The organism is Campylobacter sp. CFSAN093233 (assembly GCF_011068165.1).
Classification (GTDB): domain Bacteria; phylum Campylobacterota; class Campylobacteria; order Campylobacterales; family Campylobacteraceae; genus Campylobacter_D; species Campylobacter_D jejuni.
Window position 1 is genome coordinate 124131 of the sequence record NZ_JAAMWY010000008.1, and the last position, 16656, is coordinate 140786.

Genomic DNA, 16656 nt, shown 5'->3' on the forward strand with positions numbered 1-16656 from the left:
TTTGTCAAATTTAAGAAGATTACCTCGATATTTCGAGGCTTTAGGGTATTATTTAAAAAAGATCTTCATTTCATCATTACTTAAAACAAGTTTTCCATTTTCATTTGAAATTTTAAAAATTCCTTTGAAATTTGAAAGGAAAGAATTTTCAAAATCCATTACATCCATTGGATGACAAAGCATTTGAGTTGAAGCTACGCGATCACCTTCGATTTGCAAAGTATCCGCCTTAGTTTGGTAAGAACCAAAAAAACGATTACACCCTGAATAACCATAAAATTTATTATTTTCAAAACTAATATTTGGACTTTCCTCTGCGTTTTTTGGATCAAAAGTTTTACCATTAACTATAATTTTTTCTATTTTGAAAAGCTGATCTTGTACAAGTTCATTATTACCTTTAGAAGTAGATGAAGTAACAGAAGTACTAGCACAACCTGCAAAAAAAGTTGCAGCTAAAGCAATTTGAAGCGTTTTTTTCATTTTATTCCTTTAAATTTAAAATTGGTTAAGTTCGCTTTCGAGATTATGACACACTATTTTTAACTCATCTGCAACTTGAAGTAGAATTTTAGAAATTTCTTCATTCTTTTCACTTACTTCAACATTTTCTTGCATACGAGAAAGTAAATTTTATATATTCTCTTGGGAAATTTTTATTTTTTCAGTACATTGAGTTACCAAAGCCCTAGCATCTTCGTTACATAATTTAACCTCATTAGCATCATCAACCAATAAAGCGGTGTCATCATTTAAAGCTTGTATACTTTGAGTATTTTTCTTTAATTCTGCGTTAACCTCATTAATACTTTGCAAAAGCTCTTTTGTAATTTGAGCTACATTTCCCAAAAATTCTTCACTGTTCTGAGCCAACTGCCTATCATCCTCAGCAATTACAGAAAAACCTAGTCCAAATGCACCAGCTCTAGCTACTTCTATGCCAGCATTTAGGGATGGTAATTTTGTTTTATCTGCGATCTTATCCATCATTCGAGTTGCTTTTTGTATACTACCTGCTTGATTGACCATGTTTTCAACTTTTTTAGCCAATTCATTTTCATTTTGGGATACTATTGATACTTTATTAGCAACATTAAACAAAGATTTAAGCATTTGCTCTAATAATAAAAAGGATTTTTCATTGGCACTATTTGCCTTATTTGACAAACTAGCAAGTTCTCTAAGTTCATTACCAACATTTGCACCAAGTTTAAAACTTTGATCTATTTGCTTATGACTTTGTGAACTGATATCACTTAAAAAATAGCATTTGAATTTAAAAGATTGCTTTGTTTTTCTACATTTTTTAAATTATGACTTGCACTGCTAACTGCCTTGTGAGTTTTTTCGATAAATTGATTGATATATCCACAAGCTAAAGCAATTTCATCTTGACCTTTAACTGAAATACGAGCTTTTAAAATTGCCGCTTCCTTGAGCTAATTCTTTAGCATGATTTAAAAGCTCTAAAACGGGCTTTCCAACAACAACTTTAAGCATTAAAAGAACCACCACAAAGGGTAAAAATCAAAGCAATAGTAAATATTATAATATAAGATTGACCGGTTTTGCTTATATCTTTTTAAACACCTTCTAAAGAATGTGATATATCCATAACCCCAATCACACTTCCTGCATTAGCATTTCATGACAAGTAACACAACTTTCATCTGCAATCAAAGGGCGTATCAATCTTAAATACACAACACCATTTATATTTTCTTCTAAAGCTTGAATTTTAGGATTTGAAAATTGTTCTATAATACGCTTATCATTTGAAATTTGAGGGGCTTTCATCTCAAAAAGATCTATAGTATCTTTTGAAGGATAAATTTTAATATCACTAATACCCTCTATACTTTTTACATCTTCAATGGCTTCTTTAATTTTTCCAGGATCTCCTAAATTCATAGCCATTCTCATTGTTTGAAAAACAGAAGTACTTACGGTATTTAAATTTGCCCTGCTCATTTTATTGGCAGTATTTTTAAAATCCAAATTTAAAATCACTTGCATTACAATGAAACTTATAAGCAACACCACAAAAATTGCAGCAGAAACCTTAAATCCTATAGTTTTAAACATCATAGTTTCCTAAAAATAAAATTTTTCGGAAATATTTTACACATAATTTATTTAATTTTTATTGAATTATGTGTAAAAAACATAACATTCCATTAAACTTAATGTAAGAAATGTCTTACTCCTGTAAAATAAAGCGCCATACCATACTCATCAGCCGCCTTTACCACTTCATCATCTCTTATACTTCCGCCTGGTTCTACTATAGCTTTAACCCCTACTTTACTTGCTTCATCTATGCTATCTCTAAAAGGAAAAAAGGCTTCACTTGCTAAAACGCAACCTTGCAAATCAAGTCCCATTTCTTTAGCTTTAGCGATTGCTGCCTTTGCTGCATCGATTCTACTTGTCATACCCATACCTATAGCCACCATAGCGCCATTTTTTACATAAACAACATTGTTTGATTTGGTAAACGCTGCTATTTTCATAGCGATTTCAAGATCTTTTAATTCTTCCTTGCTTGCCTCTCTTTGACTCATAAGCTTTGCATTTTTAAGCTCATCTTCGCCCACTTCATCACTGTTTTGATATACAAAACCCCCATCAATATGTTTAAAATCATATTTATCAAAACCGCGGATTAAAAACGGGCTTTCTTGAGTGAAAATTTTAATGCGTTTTTTACCTTCAAACACGGCTAAAGCTTTTTCATCTACATTGGCTGCGATGATTACTTCTACATAAATTTCATTGATTTTATTTGCTAAAGCCTCATCAAGAGTCCCATTGATTGCAACCACTCCTCCATAAGCACTAACACTATCGCATTTTAAAGCATGTATATAGCTTTGTACTAAATTTTCTTTTATAGCAAAACCGCAAGGATTTCCATGTTTTACTATAGCAATAGCTGGAGCTTTATCAAAGCTACTAGCTAAGTTTAAAGCTGCATTAATATCGGTTAGATTATTAAAACTTGCTTCGCCTTTAAGAGCTTTAAAATTTGCACTAAAAAAGGCATCAAACTCATATAAAGCCCCTTTTTGATGTGGATTTTCTCCATATTTTGTATCAAATACTTTTTGCCCTACTATAAATTTACTCGCTCCAAAACCTCCGTTAAAGCGTTCATTCATATAATTTGCAATATAAGCATCATAATTTGCCGTATGCTCATAAGCTTTTATCATCAAATTTAAACGAAAATTCTCATCATTTTGACCTTTTTTTAAAGTCTCAATCACTTTTTCATAATCAAGCGGATCGCAAAGCACCATCACATCTTTATAGTTCTTTGCTGCACTTCTTATCATCGCAGGCCCACCTATGTCGATATTTTCTATAATTTCATCAAAATCATCACTCATGATAGTGGTTTTTTTAAAAGGATATAAATTTACACAAACTAGATCAATGCCTAAAATTTCATTTTCTTTTGCTTGTTTGATATGATTTTCATCGCTTCTTTTATGCAAAATCCCACCGTGAATCTTAGGATGCAAAGTCTTCACACGCCCTTCAAAAAGCTCAGGACTCTTTGTAAAATCACTCACTTCTATAACTTTTATTCCATTTTCTTTTAAAAGCTTAAAAGTCCCGCCTGTTGAAAGAATCTCAAAGTCTAAATTTTCAAGCTCTTTGCCAAATTCTACTATGCCTTCTTTATCACTCACACTAAGTAATGCTCTCATTTTTACCTTTCTAAATGTTTTTTAACTTTTTCGTAAGCTTCGTTGATTTTTTGAAATTTCTCTACACCGATTTTAAGCTTTTCTTCACTAACATTGTTTGCATTTAAAATATCAGGATGATATTTTTTTGCTAAATTGCGGTATTGTTTTTTTACCGCATTTAAATCTGCATTATTTGGAAGTTCTAAAATAGTAAAAGCTTCATCAAGACTTAATTCTTTTTTAGAACTTTTTAAATTTGAAAGACTTGCTATAAAAGCGTCTAATTCGCTTTTTGCTATATCAAAGGCTTTAGCGATTTGCTCTAAAATTTCACGCTTTTTAGCATTAAAATCTGCATCGATTAAAGCCATAAAAACAAGCACACGCAAGACATTAAAACGCTCATTTTTAGGCAAAGGCACTTCTTTTAAAAAATCTTTTGCCACATAAAAAGCATCACTTAAATTTTCTTTATGTTCATTAAAACTTGCTTTTAAAAAAGCTCTTTCTTTTTCATCTTTGGCATTTGCATCTAAAAGATCTTTGATCATTTCAGCTTCATTTTCACTTACCCTACCATCACTTTTTGCAATTTTTGCCAAAAGTGCGATAACATAGTAATTCATACGCCTTTTAAACTCATCCATTCTTTCTTCCATAACCCCACGAGCAAAACCCTTAGCAAAGCCTTTGGCTCCTCTTGTAGCTGAGTTTAAAAAATCCTGTTTTCCCCAAGTTTTATAATACCAGTAAAACACCAAAATAACGAGTATAATTAAAACTAAAGTCATTGGATTTGCTCTTTAAAACTTTCAAAATAAAGCTTGTCAAGTTCAGCCTTGCTTAACTCAATGTTATCAAGTTTAAAATGTTTTTGGCTTGTACTCACACCTAATTTATAAGCTTTTACTCCAAATTCTTTGGCTAAATTTAAAAAAGCTTCTTCATTTTCTTTGCTAAGCCCTACTATAGCACGACTTGCACTCTCATCAAAAATCATTTTTTCATCATCAAAACCACTTGTTAAATTTACACCCACACTAGAAATAGCAAACATTTTTGCCAAAGTCATAGCAATACCCCCTATTCCTACGCTATTGGCACACTCAAGTAAAGAATTTTGATTGGCTTTATAAAGCAAATCCCAAAGTGCAATTTCAGCTTTATAATCAAGCTCTTTAAGACTTCCTGATACTTTTTTATCTTGGATTTTCATTACCATAGATCCACCAAATTCCCCTAAACTTTCACCCAAAAGATAAACACTTAAATTTTCTTTTTCAAAACTAGCTTTTAAGGTTTTATTTGCATCTTCTAAAACCCCTACGCTTACTATAGTAGGACTTGGATAAATACTTACGCCTTCAGTTTCATTATAAAGTGAAACATTGCCGCTTACTACTGGGGTATTTAACTCTTTACAAGCTTCTTTAATGCCTTCGCAACCTTGTGCAAATTGCCACATCACTTCAGGATTTTGCGGATTTCCATAATTTAAACAATCACTTATTGCCAAAGGCTTAGCCCCCGTGCAAGCAACTTTTCTTCCTGCTGAAGCTACTGCTAAAGCTGCTCCTATTTTAGGATTTACATAATTTAAGCGTGAGTTACATTCTATAGCCATAGCCACACTTGCACCATTTTCTTTGATACGAATGGCACTAGCACCTAATCTTCCATCAGCTTTTATAGTATTGGTTTGCACACTTGAATCAAATTGATCATAAATAAAAGCTTTGTTGTTAATATTTTCATTTTGAAGCATTTGTATAAAAAGCTCTTGAATGCTTAATTTTAGCTCAAATTTATAATCTTTAATTTCACTTAAATATTTTGGCTCACTTATAGGACGACTTAAAATCGGCGCTTTTTCACTTAGAGGCTCGATAGGAATAAGCCCTACAAGCTCATCATGCCAAAAAAGCTCCATTTTTCCTGTATTGGTAACTTCACCTATAACCACAGCATCTAAATCCCATTTTTTGAAAATTTCTATAACCTTATCTTCATAGCCTTTTTTCGCACAAATAAGCATTCTTTCTTGAGACTCGCTAAGCATTAACTCATAAGGAGTCATACCGCTTTCACGTATAGGAGTTTTATCTAAGTAAAGTTTCATGCCACTGCCACTTCTTCCTGCCATTTCAAAAGAACTTGAAGTAAGCCCTGCAGCACCCATATCTTGAATACCCACAATATAATCAGTTTTAAAAAGCTCTAAACAAGCTTCCATAAGAAGTTTTTCACTGAAAGGATCGCCAATTTGCACTGTAGGACGCAAAGATTTGCTTTCTTCATTGAAGCTATCACTTGCCATAACCGCTCCACCAAGTCCATCACGCCCTGTTTTTGAACCCACATAAATCACAGGATTTCCTACACCTTCAGCCTTAGCATAAAAGATATCTTCACTTTTACAAACCCCTAAAGCAAAGGCATTAACTAAGATATTTCCATTAAAACACTCATCAAAAGCACATTCTCCACCTATAGTTGGCACACCCATACAATTTCCATAATGAGAAATTCCATTTACCACACCTTTAACAAGGTATTTTTGATGTTTGCCGCATTTTTCATCATGAATATTGCCAAATTTTAAAGAATTTAGCCCTGCAACCACTCTTGCACCCATAGTAAAAACATCACGCAAAATTCCCCCTACTCCCGTAGCCGCACCTGCAAAAGGCTCGATAAAGCTAGGATGATTGTGACTTTCTACCTTAAAAACTGCTGCCATACCTTGCCCAATATCAATAACCCCTGCGTTTTCTCCTGGGCCTTGAATCACCCAAGGTGCTTTAGTTGGAAAACCATTAAGATATTTTTTACTGGATTTATAAGAGCAATGCTCGCTCCACATCGCAGAAATAACCCCAAGTTCTAATAAATTTGGCTCGCGTCCTAAAATTTCTAAAATTTGTGCATATTCTTCATCACTGATTTTATGTGCTTTTATGGTTTCTTTGTCCATTTTTATCCTTTCATTTTCCTAAACAAAAATTACCAAACATTTCGTCTAAAATTTCATCTCTTTGAAAATCTTTGGTAAATCTTGCAAGTTCATTAATCGCTAAATTAAGCTCAAAAGCAAAAAGTTCTAAAGAACTTTCCTCTAAAAGCCCTTTAGCTCTAAAAATCGCTTCACTTGAAATTTTACAAGCATTAATAAGATCTAAAGAACTTACCATAATACCTTCGCTATCAAAAGAATTAAAATAATTTTGCAATTCTTCTTTTAATAAAGTGATGTCTTTTTGAGCACTAAGCTTGATAAAATTTTTATTTTGAGTATTTTTGAAAACATTTTCTAAATCACTTTTATTTAAAATCCAAAAGATTTTTTTATCAGTATTTGCTAATAAGTCAAAAATTTTCTCATCTTCTTTATCTTGCACTCTTGAAGCATCAAAGACTGCCAAAATAATATCTGCATCTTCTAAACTTTTTTTACTTAAAGCTACGCCGATTTGTTCTATAGCATCTTTACTTTCCCTAATACCTGCTGTATCTATAATGCGTAATAAATGCGTTCCTAATTTAAAGCTCTCTTCTATAGTATCACGAGTGGTGCCTGCTATATCTGAAACAATAGCTCTTTCATAAGAAAGCAAGGCATTTAAAAGCGAAGATTTGCCTACATTTGGCTTACCTACAATAGCGATTTTAAAACCTTCTATAAGTCCTTTTTTGCTTTGAGAAAGTGTATAAATTTCTTTTAAAATTTTAGAATTTTCTTCACACATAGTAGAAATTTGTTCTAATAAATCAGAAGGTAAATCATCATCAGCATAATCAATGCTAGTTTCTACAAAAGCCAAGGTTTTAACCAAATCTGTGCGAATTTTTTCTAAAAGTTTTCCTAAGTTTCCTTGCATGTTGCGTGCTATAATTTTAGCTGCAAGTGCAGATTTTGAAAGTATGAGATCTTGTATATTTAAAGCTTTTAAAGGAGTCATTTTGCCATTTAAACACGCTCTTTTGCTAAATTCCCCTGCTAAAGCAAGTCTTGCTCCTAAACTCACAAGTTCTTCGAGTAAAACTTCACTCACACTAAATCCTCCATGAGTTTGAAACTCTACTATATCTTCCCCTGTAAAACTATAAGGGGCTTTAAAATATATCATTATAGCTTCATCGATAATTTCATTATTTTGATTAAAAAGTTTTGTAAAAGTAGCATGGCGTGGGGTAAGTTTGGTTTTGTGGCTAAGCTTTAAGGCAAATTCTAAAGCCCTTTCACCGCTTAATCTTACAATAGAAATCGAACCCACACCATGAGCTGTGGCAATAGCCGCTATAGTATCACTCATCTTTTTTGAAAAAGTCGTTTATTACAACAAATCTTTGATCATTATTTTGCTTAATTCCTACATACTTATCTGGAAATTCAGCTCTTAACTGCTCTAAAGCGATTTTTATCAAAACCCCATCTAAAGGTTTGGTTTGTCCGCGTCCATGAATTTTAATTTTTTCAATCACGTTTTGTAAATAAAGCTGCATACCTTGAATTTGATTTTCTAAAAATTGAGCGATCTCAAGGCGCACTAAAAGATTATATTTTAAATTGATCCAATTATGTAAAAGATAAGAAATAGCCTTGTAACGATGTGCTTCTTTACCTATCATCAAAGCAGCATCTTCCCCATCCAATCGAATCAAAACGCAATCTTCATCATACATTCTAAGTTCACTAAGCTCTATTTTAAACTGGGAGCTTTCTAAAAGTTTTACAAGCTGAATGCGAATCTCATCTAAAATATCCTGAGTATTACGCACTCCTTTGCTTTCTCGATGAAAACTATCAAAAATTTCATCACTTTTTACTGTATATTTTTCTTTTTGGCTTTTATTTTTTTCATTTTTTGTTTCAATCTTGTTTTCTTGTTTTGGCTCATGTGTTTCTGGTTTGTGATTTTTTGAACTTGTAAATTCTTTTTTAGGATTTTTTTTCAAAATCCTTTTTTTTGCTTTAGCCTCTATAATTGCCTTTTTTCTTCCAAATCCAAAAAAACCTTTTCTTGGATGCTGAATAATCTCATATTCTAAGTCCATCACAGAACATTCTAAACTTCTTGAAGCTTCTGTTAAGGCACTTTGAAGATCAATGGCTTCGATTTTCATTTTTCATGCTCCGCTTGTTTTTTTGTGATGTTCTTTAGCAAATATTTTATTGATAACCCATTGTTGAACCAAAGAACAAAGGTTATTTACAAACCAATAAAGCGTAAGTCCTGCTGGGAAAGTGATAAAGAAAAAAGTAAAAATCACTGGTAAAAATTTCATAATCTTAGCTTGCATAGGATCTTGTATAGTCATAGGTGTAATAAGTTGTTGTAAAAACATCGTTGCACCCATTAAAATAGGCAAAATGAAATAAGGATCCATTACCGATAAATCATGTATCCAAAACGCCCAAGGAGCTGCTTTTAGCTCAATAGCATTAAGCAAAACGCGATAAATAGCAAAGAAAATAGGAATTTGTAAAAGTATAGGCAAACAACCACTCATAGGATTTGCACCATGTTTTTTATAAAGCTCCATCATGTGCATATTCATTTTTTGTGGATCGCCTTTATAACGCTCTCTAATATCTTTCATTTTAGGAGCAAGATCTTTAAGTTTATTCATAGAAATCATAGACTTATAAGTTAGCGGGAATAAAATAATACGCACAATTAAAGTCATCACAACGATAGCCCAACCCCAATTTCCTATATACTGATGCAAGAAATTCAAAAACTCAAACATAGGCTTAGCAATAAAAGTAAACCAACCATATTCAACAACTGCTTCAAGGCGTGGATCTATACTTCTTAAAATCACATGTTCTTTAGAGCCTATATAGCCCCCTGCTTTAAATTCATTATCACTATAAGCAAAAACTATAGGGTTTTGATTAACATCCTTGCTGATTGCCACATTTAAAGGTTTATCAAAATTATAAAAGAAAGTTGCATAGTATCTATCAAAAGCCGAAGTCATTACGACATTATTAGCACTTTCATCCTTTTCTACATCTCCATCTTTATAAGTTTCGATGGTTTCTTTATTATCCATTACTAAAGCACCATGAACCGTATAACTATCTACGGCAATATTTGGACGATATCCTGGACTTATAAAATAATTTGCATTCTTGCTGAGTTTAACTTCTATCTCATAATTCCCTTTTGGATAAAAAGTAATATCTTTTTCGATTTTCAATCCGGAAAGATTTTGAGTGAGTTTTAAAACTTGACTTCCATTTTCATCAACAAAAAGATTGCTAGCGTTAGCGACATAAGGAATTTTAAAAGCCTCTGAGTTAATACTTGGATCACTAAAACGCATTTCTAAAGGATAAGGACTATTTTCCTTGCTAATAAGATTTATAAATTCCCCTTTCTCATTTTGGTATTTTCTATCTTTTAAATAAAAAGCAGAAATTCTACCAAAAGAGTCAATTTGTGCTTCAAAATGCTTGCTTTGAACCTTAGATATCACACTATCTTGCGAAACTAAAGCCGCACTTGGAGTATTTGTGGTGGTATTTTGTATATTAGGAGTGTTATTTATGCTTGTGTTTTGTTGATTTTTTTGTGTAATGTTTTGTTCTATTTTTAAAGGTTGCTTTGGAATGAAAAAATAATCATAAATAACAAAAAATAAAAAAGAAATCACAACAGCTAAAAGTATACGCTTTTGCTGAAAAATATTATTTGAATTATTCACTGATTTGTCCTTTTAAAGATGATTTTTATAAGATAAAAACTTTTATTTTTATAAGGTATATATAAAAAACAAAGTTGTTTTTCTGCTAAAAATATAGGCTTAAAACATAAATTTATAGGATAAAAATTTTTAGAAACTCTAGGATAATCAAAACCCCCTTTAAAAAAAGGGTTGCATCTTAAAATTCTAAAAAAAGTAGAAAAAAAAGCTAGAAAAAAATTCTTTTTTTGAAACTGCCAAAGCGCATACTCAGAACAACTAGGATAATACCTACAAGCAGCGGGTTTTAAAGGGCTTAAGAATTTCTGATAAAAACGGAGTATTTTTAGGCATATCATTTGAAACATTCTAGTTTTTTCAATCCCCATTTTAGATTTTTTTCTAACCTAGAAAAAGAAAGTTCAGTGATTTCATTTTTAGCTACAAAAATATATTTGCCATCTTGAAGATATCTTTCAAACTTAGCAAACAAAGCCCTTAAAATTCGTTTTGAACGATTTCTAACCACTGCTTTTCCAACTTTTTTACTAGCAACAACTGCTATTTTTTTTTCATAACTATTCAGATAAAAAATAATCACACCTTCGCAATGCCATTTTTTACCTATTTTGTATACAGATGAAAATTCCTCGTTTGTGCTAAATTTATCAAAATTTTTCACACAGCAAGTCTTTTTCTACCTTTAGCGCGTCTTGCATTGATCACCTTGCGACCATTTTTAGTTTTCATACGAACACGAAAACCATGAGTACGTTTTCTTGGAGTGCCATGTGGCTGATAAGTTCTTTTCATTTGATTTTTCCTTAAAAAATTATAAAATAAACTTGTATTTTATCTTAATCTTACTTATAAATTGCTTTTGATTAAGAGTAATTTTTAAATTCTTTTGATAAATTTTGAAATTATTTTTAAAAGGTTAAAAATGTCAGAATTTAAAATTATTGATTTAAGACAAGAAGATTTAGATATTTTACAAGAAATGATCATAGAATTTGCAAAATACGAAGATATGTTAGATTTTCTTCAATGCACGAAAGAAAAACTGGAACATTCTTTACTAAAAAATAAATTTGCTCGTGCTTTTTTGTTAAAAGAAAATGAAAAAACTATAGGCTATATGATTTATTTTTATACTTTTTCGTCTTTTTGGGGCAGCGGTGGAATTTATCTTGAAGATATTTATATACGAGAAAATTTTCGTAAAAAAGGTTATGGAAAAGCTGTTTTTAAATTTTTAGGAGAAATTTGCAAAAAAGAAAATTTAAAAAGACTCGACTGGGTTTGCTTAAATGATAATATTTTAGGTATTAATTTTTATGAAAGTTTAAACGCTAAACATCTTAAACAATGGAGAAATTATCGTCTAAGTGGAGAAAATTTAGAAAAATTGTGTGATTTATGATAAGAAGTCTTTATTATTTAAAAGCTATGGGATTTAACTTTGTTGATACACATACAAACCACTTTGAACAAGTACAAAATTTTCAAGAATTAAAACAACTTGTTTCATCTTGCACCTTATGCCAATTTTCCAAAACAAGAAAATTTAGTCTTATGGAGCCTAAGATAAAAAATGCCAAATTGCTAATTCTTGATGTTTTTGGGCAAAAGAGTGAAAATGAAAGCGGAATTTTACTTAATTCAAAAAAAGGTGAAAAATTAAAACACTATATTTATCAAATTTTAGGGCTTTGCGATGAAGATTTTTATTTTTCTTATTTATTTAAATGTTTTTGTAATGGAAAATTTGATGATTTTTCGCTACAATCTTGCTTACCATTTTTCTGGAACGAACTAAAACTGATTCAACCTGCTTTTTTACTTTGTCTAGGAGAATATACATTTAAAAGCTTGGGATTTAAAGATTATCACATTTTAAAAGGTGAAGTTTTTGCTTATAAAAATTTTTTCATAATGCCAAGTTATGATTTAGATTTTATAGAAAAAAATCCAAGTTATGAAAAAAATTTTATACAAGATTTAAAAAAAATTAAAGGATTTTTATGAAAAAAATATTTTTAATATTTTTCTTATCTTGCTTTTTGCTTAATGCAAAAGAGCAAAAATTAGTCGATGTAAAACCCGTTGAAAATTTTTATCCTAAATTAAGCGTTCAAGAATGCAACACAAATTGTCTTTTTGATCTTTTAGAGTCAAGATTGTATCTCAGTTTTTTAAGTGAATTTGCAGACCAAAACGATCAATTTTTATCTAATGTTTATGCAAAATTATTAAATTCCATTACTGATTTTGAAAAAAATGTTCAAAAAATTACTTCTGTTAAACTTGCGATAATTATCCCAGAAAAAACCATAAAAAGCTACTCAAATACTATAATAAATTCAAGCATAGCCTATCTTTTAAGACAAAGAGCTGAAATCAAAGTAAAAGTTTTTTTAACCGGCACAGAAGATAGTGATAAAATTCGAGCCGCGCTTGATGCAGTACAAGCTCAAGGATATCAGTATGCCATAGCTGGATTTACCCTAAAAGGTGCTAATGAGTTGAAAAATTACTCAGGAAATATGAAAATTTTCATACCGACTATCCATAAAAACAACATACAAATTTCAAATCAAAATATTATTTTTGGAAGTATTGACTATGATGCTCAAATTGCCACACTTTTAAGCAAATCAAATACTAATATCGCAATATTTAGCGATGGCTCTGCCTTATCAAGCAATCTAAATTCAAGAATTCTTGCTCAAAATAATAATGCTAGAATATATATCATAGAAGGCGAGAAGCTTGATTTCAGCAGGCTTTTAAGATCACAAGGTGGAGTTAATAATGCCTCAATATTTTTTAACACTCCATTGATCAAAACAGCTCTAGCAAGTTCTCAACTAAGAATTTATAACATTCATCCTTATGTGCTTTTATCCACTCAAATCAACTATAATCCAACATTTTTAAGTTTAACACAACAAGGAGATAGAGAAAATTTTATCATTGCTAATTCTATCAATAACCACGATGATAACTTAGTCTATCTTAATGAAATTTTTAATCAAAGTATAGATTATAACTGGATTGCTTATGCTACTAGCATAGGAGTTGATTACTTTTATACCGAATTCCTAAATAAAAAAAGCGAAAGTTTATTTGATGAGAAAATCAAAAATTCTCAAGTTGATTACAAAGTGCGTCTTATGCAAGGTAAGCAAGCAAGCTTTGAAGAATTAAAATAATTCTTCAAAGAGCTTTTTTAACTGCATATCCATTCTAGCTGGTTTTTCGTTTTTAATAAAAGCTAAAGTTAATTCCATTTTAAAAAGCAAAATTTCATCTTTATAAATTTCTTGTAAAATTTCCACAGAAGCATTTTTGACTTCTAAAATTTTTGTTTTAATCTCTATCATATCTCCAAGTTTTGCAGGTTTTAAGAAATTGCAATTTGCTTTTGCAAGCAAAAAATATCCCTTAGACGCATCAAAAATATCTACTTTTTTATTGAAAAAAATTTCACTTCTTGCTCTCTCGCAAAATTTTAAATAATTACTATGATACACCACTCCACCCGCATCAGTATCTTCGTAATACACACGCATTTTCATCGCTTTACCTTAAAAAATATTTTACATTTAAAAAACATTAGATTATACAACGGAAATTCTTTGATATCGCTTTTTAGTTTATATTAAAAAATTCCGTCCAATCTTAATTTAATAAAGCTTTTTAACTTCACGGGGCGGGGGTATAGAGAAATTTTGTTTTAAACTTTCTATTGTTACCTTCTTAAACATCAACGCTTTTGCAGCCACTCAAGCAAATACTACAGACAATCGAAATTTCAATATTCCAGAGCATTATTTTAATGATAACGAACTTTATGATAAAAGCAATTCTACTTATAAAAAACTCCAAGGTATAAATTATTATGCTAAGAATTCTAAACAATATATTAACAATATTTAACAATTCTAAACAAAATATTACAAATATAAACGATTTAAATTTTAAACATTATTTACTTACTCCTGATATGAGAGAAGATGAATTTCTTTCTTTTAAAGCAAAGCATGGTGTTAATACAGCCGATCATAGTATAAAAACAGTTAGAGTGCTTCCTTTTTTAATCACAGCAAAAACCGATCATGCTGATGCAAGTTATAATAAACTTATATTAGAACAAGGAGAACTTAGTTCAGTTTTTTATCTTAAACCTAAAGATACTCATATAAAAACCCTAGTAATTCTAAAAGCAATCAACGCATGAATTTCTTAATGAGTTCTACCTTTACTCATTATGGTAATGCAAGCTATAACCAAACCATACTTCAAAAAGATGCTCATATTAGTATGGGAGTTGAGAACACTTATGATTTAGCCTTAAATGGTTCTCCTTATTTAATCGGAGCTATAGCCACTTATGGAGATTCTACAAATAATAGTTTAAATATAAAAGCAGGTAGCAGTGTAGAGTTTTTTACTTCCTTGCCTAAAAAAGATAAAAATGGTAATAATACCTTTGATGAAAGAATCACTCACCTTGTAGGTGGTTTAGCTTATCAAGGCAATGTAAAAAACAATAAAATCTTTTCAAAGATGCTAATATGATTATCCATGGTCCAAGCAAAGCTTATGCTAGTTTAGCTGCTGCTCATATTAGTGCAGGTTATATAGATAGTGGAACAGATAAAAACTTTCAAGCCAGTAAAAACCTTTTAGACATAGATGGTTTTAATCTTGATATGTATATGAACCATGATAAACAACCCTTAGCTTATAATTCTGTTTTATTTGCTGATTTTTTGGGTGGAAAAACCGAACAAGGACAAGCCTTAGATAATACTATCAATATTAAAAGATATTAAAAACCTAAAAAAATAAAAACAATGAGAACATTTTTGCTCAAGCTTTGTTTAACTTCTACGCAGGAGCTTATAATAATGGAGAAGTAAATTATAATACCTTAAACATAGAATTAAAACATCCTTTAGAAATCGCTAATAACTTCTTAGGTTATAACCAACATTCTTTTTATGGTGACTTTGCAACTAAAGGAGTTAATCATAATACCATTAACATTAAAAACGATCTTACCACAACCGATCTTTCTCAAAGCTATAAAGATGCTTTAAATATTGTAGCTGGTAGAACCTTGGAAGGCAATGCGGATTATAATAAAGTTTATATTAATAATTCTATGTCAACCTTACCTGTATACATTTATACAACTAAGAAAAACCTTCTTAATAATCAAGACTTTTATCCTAGTAGTGCTAATAACAATAAAGTATCGATTAAAGATTTTGCTTCTTTTAGAAATCTAACTGTATTAACAGAAGCCAAAGAAGCTTCTTATAATACTATAAATTATAACAATGTTCAAAGCATTACTGATGCAAGTAATATAGATAAAGGTTCTAAAATCATCATAAGAGCTTTAGATAAAGCCAATCATAATACCATAGATATAAAAAACTATTCTTCTAATGCAGCTGATAATGCTTATTTGATTATGGCTTATAATGAAGCTGCTTATAATAAAATCATTATCAATGATACTTTATTTGGTGTAGCTTCAGATAAAAGAGAAGGAATTTTAAGTATTATAGCTGGACTTTCAAACAATGGCCATGATAATACCTTAATCATAAACAATCTCAATCTTGATGAGTATAAAAATAACAATTCTGTTTTTATAGCTCCTTCGGCCATTACAGGTTTAAGTGAAGCTAAATCTTATAATAATACCTTATATAGGCGGGAATTTAAATATATTTAAAAACACTTTCATAGATATATTAGCAGGAGCCTTAGTACATTATGAAGATAATTATAGTACTTCTAATGCTATAGCTCCTTCAGATATCAGTTTAAGTAAAAACAATAGACTGATTTTAAATACTAAAGTTGAAGCTAGAATTATTAATAACTTTGAGCATTATTATCTTATTGTATCCAATAAAATCAACACAACTCCCCTTTTTGAAGTCATACGATGCTCCTATTAATATTTCTAGCGAGGGAGTATTGGCTCTTTATACCCTCAAAGAGTAATACCCCTACCTTAAAAATAAAGAAATCTTAATCTTACAAAGTGAGCAAGGTTTTATAGATGAAAACTCTAATACTTTAAATCAAGAAGAACTTCAAAGCTTTATTGAAAAAATGCAAAAAAACAAAGAAGATTTTAAACTAAGTTCTATAGATAGATTAAAAAATATGAATTTATAAAAGCTTTCTTATGAAGCAAGAATATCTCAAGATGGCAAAAGCATTTACGCAAGGATAA

Annotated in this window: 17 protein-coding genes and 1 pseudogene; 4 read left to right on the forward strand and 14 right to left on the reverse strand. The window is 30.5% G+C overall.

The features are described 5' to 3' along the window. Positions 1-48: 48 nt before the first annotated feature. The 13 genes from FBF15_RS07900 to rpmH form a co-directional block, all read right to left on the reverse strand. On the reverse strand, positions 49-483 hold the full coding sequence (locus tag FBF15_RS07900) for an META domain-containing protein (protein WP_038817022.1): 435 nt from the start codon (positions 481-483) through the stop codon (positions 49-51). Positions 484-498: 15 nt separating this feature from the next. Continuing rightward, complete coding sequence (locus FBF15_RS09960) at positions 499-618, reverse strand: MCP-domain signal transduction protein (protein WP_072233164.1); 120 nt, start codon at positions 616-618, stop codon at positions 499-501. 15 nt (positions 619-633) lie between these two features. Next, positions 634-1167: a methyl-accepting chemotaxis protein gene (locus FBF15_RS09965; protein ID WP_038817021.1), complete on the reverse strand. Its 534-nt coding sequence runs from the start codon at positions 1165-1167 to the stop codon at positions 634-636. 456 nt (positions 1168-1623) lie between these two features. Next, positions 1624-2085 carry a DUF3365 domain-containing protein gene (locus tag FBF15_RS09970; protein ID WP_165434626.1) on the reverse strand — a complete coding sequence of 154 codons (462 nt, stop codon included), beginning with the start codon at positions 2083-2085 and terminating at the stop codon, positions 1624-1626. 98 nt (positions 2086-2183) lie between these two features. Further along, positions 2184-3716: a bifunctional phosphoribosylaminoimidazolecarboxamide formyltransferase/IMP cyclohydrolase gene (gene purH / locus FBF15_RS07920; RefSeq protein WP_038817020.1), complete on the reverse strand. Its 1533-nt coding sequence runs from the start codon at positions 3714-3716 to the stop codon at positions 2184-2186. 2 nt (positions 3717-3718) lie between these two features. Continuing rightward, positions 3719-4489, reverse strand: a complete 771-nt coding sequence (locus tag FBF15_RS07925; RefSeq protein WP_038817019.1) for a DnaJ family molecular chaperone — start codon at positions 4487-4489, stop codon at positions 3719-3721. After that, positions 4486-6672 carry a phosphoribosylformylglycinamidine synthase subunit PurL gene (gene purL, locus FBF15_RS07930; protein ID WP_032590965.1) on the reverse strand — a complete coding sequence of 729 codons (2187 nt, stop codon included), beginning with the start codon at positions 6670-6672 and terminating at the stop codon, positions 4486-4488. The genes FBF15_RS07925 and purL overlap by 4 nt, the downstream gene beginning before the upstream one ends. A gap of 10 nt (positions 6673-6682) precedes the next feature. Continuing rightward, entirely contained in the window at positions 6683-8011 is a 1329-nt protein-coding gene (mnmE, locus tag FBF15_RS07935; RefSeq protein ID WP_038817018.1) for a tRNA uridine-5-carboxymethylaminomethyl(34) synthesis GTPase MnmE, read from the reverse strand. After that, positions 8004-8822, reverse strand: a complete 819-nt coding sequence (locus tag FBF15_RS07940; protein WP_002859220.1) for a Jag N-terminal domain-containing protein — start codon at positions 8820-8822, stop codon at positions 8004-8006. The genes mnmE and FBF15_RS07940 overlap by 8 nt, the downstream gene beginning before the upstream one ends. Before the next feature lie 3 nt (positions 8823-8825). Beyond that, positions 8826-10412: a membrane protein insertase YidC gene (gene yidC, locus FBF15_RS07945; RefSeq protein ID WP_038817017.1), complete on the reverse strand. Its 1587-nt coding sequence runs from the start codon at positions 10410-10412 to the stop codon at positions 8826-8828. Then, on the reverse strand, positions 10409-10750 hold the full coding sequence (yidD, locus tag FBF15_RS07950) for a membrane protein insertion efficiency factor YidD (RefSeq protein ID WP_002853395.1): 342 nt from the start codon (positions 10748-10750) through the stop codon (positions 10409-10411). Before yidD ends, yidC begins: the two co-directional genes overlap by 4 nt. Next, positions 10747-11073 (reverse strand): ribonuclease P protein component, encoded by a 327-nt coding sequence (gene rnpA, locus FBF15_RS07955; protein WP_002860715.1) that lies wholly within the window; start codon positions 11071-11073, stop codon positions 10747-10749. Before rnpA ends, yidD begins: the two co-directional genes overlap by 4 nt. Next, entirely contained in the window at positions 11070-11204 is a 135-nt protein-coding gene (gene rpmH / locus FBF15_RS07960) for a 50S ribosomal protein L34 (protein WP_002776864.1), read from the reverse strand. The genes rnpA and rpmH overlap by 4 nt, the downstream gene beginning before the upstream one ends. A 130-nt stretch (positions 11205-11334) precedes the next feature. On the opposite strand from rpmH, the gene FBF15_RS07965 reads away from it, so the two are divergent. From FBF15_RS07965 to FBF15_RS07975, 3 genes are read left to right on the forward strand one after another with little or no spacing between them, the layout of a single operon-like run. Then, positions 11335-11814 carry a GNAT family N-acetyltransferase gene (locus FBF15_RS07965; protein ID WP_002867426.1) on the forward strand — a complete coding sequence of 160 codons (480 nt, stop codon included), beginning with the start codon at positions 11335-11337 and terminating at the stop codon, positions 11812-11814. Next, on the forward strand, positions 11811-12419 hold the full coding sequence (locus FBF15_RS07970) for a uracil-DNA glycosylase family protein (RefSeq protein ID WP_002853338.1): 609 nt from the start codon (positions 11811-11813) through the stop codon (positions 12417-12419). The genes FBF15_RS07965 and FBF15_RS07970 overlap by 4 nt, the downstream gene beginning before the upstream one ends. Beyond that, positions 12416-13606 (forward strand): hypothetical protein, encoded by a 1191-nt coding sequence (locus FBF15_RS07975; protein ID WP_052795127.1) that lies wholly within the window; start codon positions 12416-12418, stop codon positions 13604-13606. The genes FBF15_RS07970 and FBF15_RS07975 overlap by 4 nt, the downstream gene beginning before the upstream one ends. Here FBF15_RS07975 and FBF15_RS07980 read toward each other — a convergent pair. After that, positions 13598-13972, reverse strand: a complete 375-nt coding sequence (locus FBF15_RS07980) for a thioesterase family protein (protein WP_002871746.1) — start codon at positions 13970-13972, stop codon at positions 13598-13600. The genes FBF15_RS07975 and FBF15_RS07980 overlap by 9 nt on opposite strands. A gap of 142 nt (positions 13973-14114) precedes the next feature. On the opposite strand from FBF15_RS07980, the pseudogene FBF15_RS07985 reads away from it, so the two are divergent. After that, a pseudogene (locus FBF15_RS07985) lies at positions 14115-16421 on the forward strand (hypothetical protein). The last annotated feature ends 235 nt before the right edge of the window (positions 16422-16656 follow it).